Here is a 7,053-nt window from a genome sequence, read left to right on the forward strand (position 1 = left end):
CCGAGTGCACTCGAAACTGCTCGTTGGTATTTGAAGGGGACGGCAAGGAATGAAGATCAGCATTTTCGGACTGGGTTACGTCGGTGCGGTGTCGCTCGCGTGCCTCGCACGTGACGGCCACGAAGTGATCGGCGTCGACATCGATGAGGCGAAGCTTGCGCTGATCGAAGAGGGCAAGACACCCGTCGTCGAGGAGGGTATGGTCGATCTTATGCACACCGTCGTGGCGAGCGGTCGCGTGGCGGTCGGTCAGGACGTGTCCGCCGCCGTGCGCGATACCGACCTGTCGCTCATCTGCGTGGGGACGCCGTCCGCCCCGAATGGCAGCCAGGACCAGTCCGCCTTGCTGCGACTCGCGGCCGATCTGGGGCGCGCGATTCGCGCCAAGGACGCTCGACACGTGCTCGTCTTTCGATCCACCGTGGTTCCGGGCACCGTGGAAGATACATTGCGGCCCATCATCGAGCGCGAGTCGGGCAAGCGCGATGGGGTCGATTTCGATGTGTGCTTCCAGCCCGAGTTCCTGCGCGAAGGCACCTCGATACGCGATTACGATCGGCCGCCGTTCACCATCATCGGCGCCAACCATGAGTTTCCTGCCGAGCAGCTGCGCTCGCTTTTCGGCCGTCTGCCGTGCGAGTTCCATCGCACCTCGATACGCGCTGCCGAAATGGTCAAGTACTGCTGCAACAACTTCCACGCCTTGAAGATCACGTTCGCCAACGAGACGGCACGACTTTGCACCGCCCTCGGGGTCGATCCGTTCCAGGTCATGGATCTCGTCTGCCGGGACACGCAGCTCAATATCTCGAAAGCCTATCTGCGTCCCGGCTTCGCCTTCGGCGGGTCCTGCCTGCCGAAGGATCTGCGTGCGACGACCTATCTTGCGAAAACGCGCGACGTCGAGGTCCCGATGCTCTCGGGCATCCTCCAGTCCAACCGGATCCATACCGAGCGCGCGATCGAGAAGGTGCTTGCGACCGGCAAGCGCCGCGTCGGCATGATCGGTTTGTCGTTCAAGACCGGTACGGACGACCTGCGCGAGAGCCCGCTGGTGCTCATCGCGGAGCAGTTCATCGGCAAGGGGTTGAGCCTGCTGGTATACGACCCGGAAGTTCACCTGTCCCGGCTGCTCGGCGCGAACCGGCGATTCATCGAGCAGCACATACCGCACATCGGCGCGCTGCTGAGGTCGGATCTCGAAGAGGTCGTGGCGCAGTCGGATGCGATCGTGGTCGGTTTGAACGACAAGCGGCTCGCGGAGCAGTTGCGCCGGCTCTTACGGCCCGAGCAATATGTCCTCGACCTGGTCCGACTTCCGGAGCTCGAGGACGTGGCGGCGACGGTGGAAGGGCTGTGCTGGTAGCTTGTCGCCAACGAAAGCGCTTTCTAGGCGGAATCGCGCCGTGGCGACACGCGAGGAAGCAAGCCTCACCTTCCTCGGCAAGTGTTCGCCGATCGCCGGAAACGCCGCCACTCGCGTCGGGCGCGAGCGAGGGAGCGGCATGCTGACCATCGGTCTCGTCGGCCCTTTGCCGCCACCGGCGGGCGGGATGGCGATGCAGTGCCGGCAGCTCGAGCAGCTGCTAAGCGGGGAGGGGATGGGCGTGCGGATGGTGCAGACCAACGCGCCCTATCGACCCTGGTGGATAGGCCGAATTCGACTGGTTCGAGCGGCGTTTCGGCTGCTGCCGTACCTTGGCGCGCTTTGGCGCATGACGGCAGAGGTGCAAGTGGTTCACGTGCTGGCGAACTCGGGCTGGGCCTGGCATCTGTTCGCCGCGCCTGCGGTGTGGATCGCACGTTGGCGCGGCGTGCCGGTTGTCGTGAACTATAGAGGCGGAGACGCCGCAAAGTTCCTTCGGGGGGCTGCGCGCGCGGTGAAGCGGACGCTCCTTGCAGCCGACGCCCGCGTCGCGCCTTCCGGATATCTGCGGGACGTGTTCGCCCGCGAAGGCATCGACATGCAGGTCATTGCGAACGTGGTCGATCTCGATCAGTTCCGACCGAATCCGGAGCGGAGAGCGAGCGGGAGGATTCACGTCATCGTCACGCGCAACCTGGAGGCGCTTTACGATATCGATACCGCGCTGAAAGCATTTGCGCTGCTCGGCGAGCGGGTGCGAGGAGGCGTACTGACCATCGCGGGCGAAGGACCGGAACGCTTGCGGCTCGCAAAGCTTGCAGCAGAGCTCGGCATCGGTGAGCAGGTCGACTTCGCCGGCCGGCTGGACCGCAACGCGATGGCGGCACTGTACCGGGACGCCACTGTCATGCTGAATCCGAGCACCGTGGACAACATGCCGAACGTCATACTCGAGGCCTATGCCGCAGGCGTGCCGGTGGTATCGACCGACGTCGGCGGCATACCGTACATCGCGCGCGACGGGGAGACGGCACTGCTGGTGCCGGCAAGGAATCCCGAGGCGATTGCCAAAGCGGTCTGCGCGATCCTCGACGATCCGGCGCTGGCCGATCGGTTGATCGAGCAGGGATTGCGCGAGGCGCAACGTTATGCCTGGAGCGAAATTCGAGGTCTCTGGCTCGGGTTGTACGAGTCGCTCGCGTCCCAGCGCATCGTCGCCGTGGCGGAGGGACGATGAGCCTTTACACGCGCTTCTGCTCCTCCGTGCTCTTTCCCGCGCATGAGCGGCTGAAGGGCCATGATTCCGTGCGCCGGCTGCGCGAGCTCGAGGCGAGCCAATGGTGGGACCCCGAGCGGCTGCGCCAGTACCAGTTCGAGCAGCTGAGGCGCTTTCTCGCCGGGATCGGGCACCGGGTTCCCTATTACCGGGATCTGTTCGGCCGCACGGGCTTCGATCCTGTTCGCATGGACAGCATCGAAGAGCTCGGCATGCTGCCGCTGCTGAGAAAGCCCGACATCCGTGCCAACGTCGAGCGCTTGAAAGCCGAGGGAGCGACCGGCCTCAAACGCTACAACACCGGTGGATCGAGCGGCGAGCCGCTGGTGTTCTTCATCGGCCGCGACCGGCGCAGCCACGACGTTGCCGCCAAGTGGCGCGCAACCCGGTGGTGGGACGTGGACATCGGAGATCGGGAGCTCGTCGTATGGGGGTCGCCGATCGAACTGGGAGCGCAGGACCGCCTCCGGATACTGCGGGACCGGCTCATGCGCAGCGACCTGCTGCCCGCATTCGAAATGTCGGAAGCGAGTCTCGACCGCTACGTGGATGCGATTCGCACAAAGCGGCCCAGGATGCTTTTCGGCTATCCGTCCTCGCTGTCCCTGATCGCAACCCACGCGCGCAAGCGCGGCATCGACCTGGGAGGCTTGGCAATCGAGGTGGCTTTCGTGACCTCGGAGCGCCTGTACGACCATCAGCGCGAGATCATCGAATCCGTGTTCGGCTGCCGGGTCGCGAACGGCTACGGCGGGCGCGATGCGGGGTTCATCGCTCACGACTGCCCCGCGCGCCGCATGCACATCAGCGCCGACGACATCGTGGTCGAGATCCTGGACGACGACGGTCGCCCGGCGGAGCCGGGCCAGGTCGGGGAGATCGTCGTTACGCATATGGCAACTGCCGATTTCCCGTTCGTGCGTTATGCAACCGGCGACCGGGCGAGCGTGGACCCGAAGCCCTGTCCCTGCGGACGCGGGCTTCCTGTGCTGAGCGAAATCGAAGGGCGAAGCACGGACTTCGTGGTGGCTGCGGACGGCACCGTGATGCACGGGCTGGCGCTGATCTACGTAATTCGCGATCTGCCCGAGGTCGAACGCTTCAAGATCGTTCAGCATGATCTCGCCCACACGGAAGTCCTGCTGGTTCCCGGGGCGGATTTCGATACGTCGCTCGAATCGCTTATCCGAGCGGAATTCCAGCGACGCCTCGGCGCAACCGTCGCCGTGACGATCCGCAAGGTCGATGCGATACCGCGCGAAGCGAGCGGCAAGTTTCGCTACGTCGTGAGTAACGTCGCACCCAAGACCCGCACGGCCGCCATGTCGGACGCAGCCTAGTGTCGCAACATATTAGTTTCACAAACGTCGCCTCCAGTACGCCGAGCGTTTCGAAATTTCAGTGTCGCAGTACTAGCCCGTTGCGGTAGTTCCGCACGGCGGGTTCTGCGAGGGGGGACGGTTACAAGAGGGCAATCCTCAAGGACCGTCTCTACCCACCATCGGGTCAATCACGACATTCTCATCGACCGCCTCCGGGAGCGTGTCGGGGACGTCGGAGTGATCCGGTTGATCCGTGCGTACCTGAATAGCGGGTTCGGTTTGCGGAGAGAAAAGCAACGCCACGACATTTTTTCCTGCGAAGAGCGTGCTGGCGCTCGCCATTGCGTCGATGCTGACGGGTGCTCGACTGATCGCCTCGATGCAACTCGTGCGAGCGCCATCGCAACGGACAGTACGGCTCGCATCCGTGGCCAGGACCGCGCCATGGATAAGGTGCCGCACCGCGGTAACATGACCATATGAGCATTCGACGACGTCGGTTCCTCGCCGGTCTTGCGGCCTTGGCCTATGCCCAGGGCGCCGCGTATCCAAGCTCGCCGGATTGCGGGCCACGGACGAACCGGATACCCCGGGCGCCCAATCGCACTGGCCCCGCCCCGTTCGATCCGGCTTGCGCCGGGGTGGCCAGCATCGAGGGAACGGTCATCGCGCCGCTCGTCCACATGCCGATCACGGGGAATAGCGAGGACCTGAAGAAGATGGTCACGCTCGCCTGGAACGGGGCGGCGTTCGACTACGAGGCCAAGCGGTTCTATCTCGCTGTTCCTGGCGGGCATGCCGACTGGTATCCGAACGAGTCGTTCATGATCGACTTGGTCGCCAACCGGAGCGCGCGGTTGCACGAGATGACGCCCTATCCGCCGGAGTTCGTTGGCGGGGCGAATCGAGACATCCCTTCTCGACCCGCGAACGGAATTTACCTCTATACGGACGGCAAGCCTGCATCACGGCACACCTACGCCATGCCGATCTGGCTGCCGAAGCAACAGCGCGTCTTGATGGCAAGCGGCGCTTGTTTCGACAAAGGCGGGCGGGCGGACAAGTACTGCGGATGGCTTGATCCTGCGACCGGGCAATGGGCGCACAAGAATCTCTGGCCGTTTCATCGATCGGGAATGGCTGCGGTTTACGACTTCAGGCGCGATCGCATCTTCTGCGGGCGATCCACCCAGAATCTCTGGACATACGACCCGGCGACCGACACGGCGACGAACTTCCCGCGCGGGTCCGACCCATATAACGCGGACATCGGGGTGTACGTGTCGTTCCAGATCGATCCGAAGGAAGATTGTGTCTACGCGATCAATCTCGGCGGGTTCTTTCCCAATGACGATGCGAAGCGGGCGGATCTGCTTCGAATGAAGCTCGGTCAGAACACGGGGCAGGCATGGGAACCCGTGGCGATCAAAGGCGATACAAGCGGGCTCAAGGGCAAGAGCCCCGGCTTCGAGTACGACGCCGACATGCACGCCCTGGTGTTGTGGGATTTCGCCTATCCCGATCGTGTCGCCATTCTGCGTCTGGCGGACATGGCGATGGAGTACCGCGCCATCCCTGTTCCGCCAGGCGCGGAACACACCATCAATGGCGTATGGGGCCGGTTCCGGCGGCTTGGCCGTGGCCGCTACGCGCTGATGGCCAGCCCCTTCTTTCCCGTACAGCGAATATCGGTATGAGCCCGATCCCTCCATGCTTGTGCTTCACGGCACGATGGGCGATCAGGCCGGGGGACTCGAGGTCAAGCTGCATGGGATTCGCTAACCGTCGCGTAGCCCTCTGCCTGGGGCTGGTTTGATGGAGCAACGAATGAACTGGATCGCGCATCCGATCACGCCGGCCTCGGGACGGATTCTGTGCCCGATCGGCGGCGCCAAGCACGGTTCGCTGGACTGGTGTCCGTGGCGTGGCGAGTTCTTCTACACCGCAGGCGACAACGCCGGGATGACCGGAGAGCCTCCACAACCACGCGACAACAACAACAATTACCGCAATGAGGTCTGGGCGATTTCGAGCCCCAACCTGGAATGGCAGCTGCGACAGCCGTACTGCACAGGCAAACCCGGAAATCGTCCTCACCGGCCGGATTGGGCTGCTTTTGTCCCGGACGAATCGCGCAGGCTCATGTGGTTCTGGCCGGGGATGTCGGACGCTGCTCCGGGCACTGGGGGGGATTACTGCGACGTGGGCGAGTTCGCGCCCTGGCTGCCGAGGTCGGACTACGCGCCGAAAGGGAAGCCCGCGCTGCGGCAGCCGATCCTTGCCTACGACCCGGAAACAAACGAATGGATCAATCCGGGTATTGCGCTGGAGAAGTATGTCAGGGGTTCGGTCAAGGCGTGGGGCGCGGTCAGAGACCCCAAGACGGACGAGCTTGTCCGCATCTGCTTTGCGAACGGATATAACGGGCCGGTAGCCGCAATGCATTTATCGCTCGCGACGAAAACCTGGAGCTACCATGACGTCACAGAGCGCAATGGCTATCCCAGGAACGTCACGTATGCAGGGGTCGGGCAGACCAAGTACTTTTTCGATCCGAATACGCGCAAGGTCTGGATGATCGATGCACATGGATGGGAGGCGCGGCCGGAAGAACGAGGCATGCGCTCCTGGTTGTGCAGCTACCATGTGGATGAGCGAAAGCTGCGGCGAGAGGTACAGGTTCCATTCGTGGATCACCTGCGTGCCGCATCGGGTGGCATCCCCGCCATCTCCACGACGTTCGTGGGCGATCCTCAGTTGCGCCGTGGGTGGTGGGTGATCAACTCGTGGGACCGCAGCCGCACGGCCTATGGCGGCGGCGCGGACATGGATCACATGAAATATGACTGGACCGAGATCTGGAAGGTGCTGGAGGTCAACCTCGATACGCTCGCTTGGGACGACATCACGCCGGCCAAGGTGACATATCCTTCCGGTGCGCCGAATCATCCGAAGCCGTACTTCTTCGATCCGCGGCGTCTTGCAATCACGTCCGGCGCGCACGGCCGGACGGTGGGCTACGATTCGGACCACAAGCTAATCGTAGTTGGCGCAGGCTTTGCCTCGCTCGATATGTTCACGATGCAGGT

The 7,053-nt window shown here is 63.4% G+C and carries 5 protein-coding genes and 1 pseudogene; all 6 read left to right on the top strand.

Annotated features, from left to right (window positions below; genetic code table 11):
• Positions 1 to 49 precede the first annotated feature (49 nt).
• Positions 50 to 1,366, top strand: a complete 1,317-nt coding sequence (locus GEV05_21970) for a nucleotide sugar dehydrogenase (protein MPZ46003.1) — start codon at positions 50 to 52, stop codon at positions 1,364 to 1,366.
• 139 nt (positions 1,367 to 1,505) lie between these two features.
• Positions 1,506 to 2,603, top strand: coding sequence for a glycosyltransferase (locus GEV05_21975; GenBank protein MPZ46004.1), 1,098 nt, complete (start codon positions 1,506 to 1,508; stop codon positions 2,601 to 2,603).
• On the top strand, positions 2,600 to 3,982 hold the full coding sequence (locus tag GEV05_21980) for an AMP-binding protein (GenBank protein ID MPZ46005.1): 1,383 nt from the start codon (positions 2,600 to 2,602) through the stop codon (positions 3,980 to 3,982). The genes GEV05_21975 and GEV05_21980 overlap by 4 nt, the downstream gene beginning before the upstream one ends.
• A 162-nt stretch (positions 3,983 to 4,144) precedes the next feature.
• Positions 4,145 to 4,237, top strand: a pseudogene (locus GEV05_21985) (group II intron reverse transcriptase/maturase).
• Positions 4,238 to 4,605: 368 nt separating this feature from the next.
• Positions 4,606 to 5,661 (top strand): hypothetical protein, encoded by a 1,056-nt coding sequence (locus GEV05_21990; protein ID MPZ46006.1) that lies wholly within the window; start codon positions 4,606 to 4,608, stop codon positions 5,659 to 5,661.
• Between the two features lie 130 nt (positions 5,662 to 5,791).
• On the top strand, positions 5,792 to 7,053 hold a 1,262-nt coding region (locus tag GEV05_21995), incomplete at its 3' end, for a hypothetical protein (protein ID MPZ46007.1).

The sequence above is a fragment of the Betaproteobacteria bacterium genome (assembly GCA_009377585.1).
Taxonomy (GTDB): domain Bacteria; phylum Pseudomonadota; class Gammaproteobacteria; order Burkholderiales; family WYBJ01; genus WYBJ01.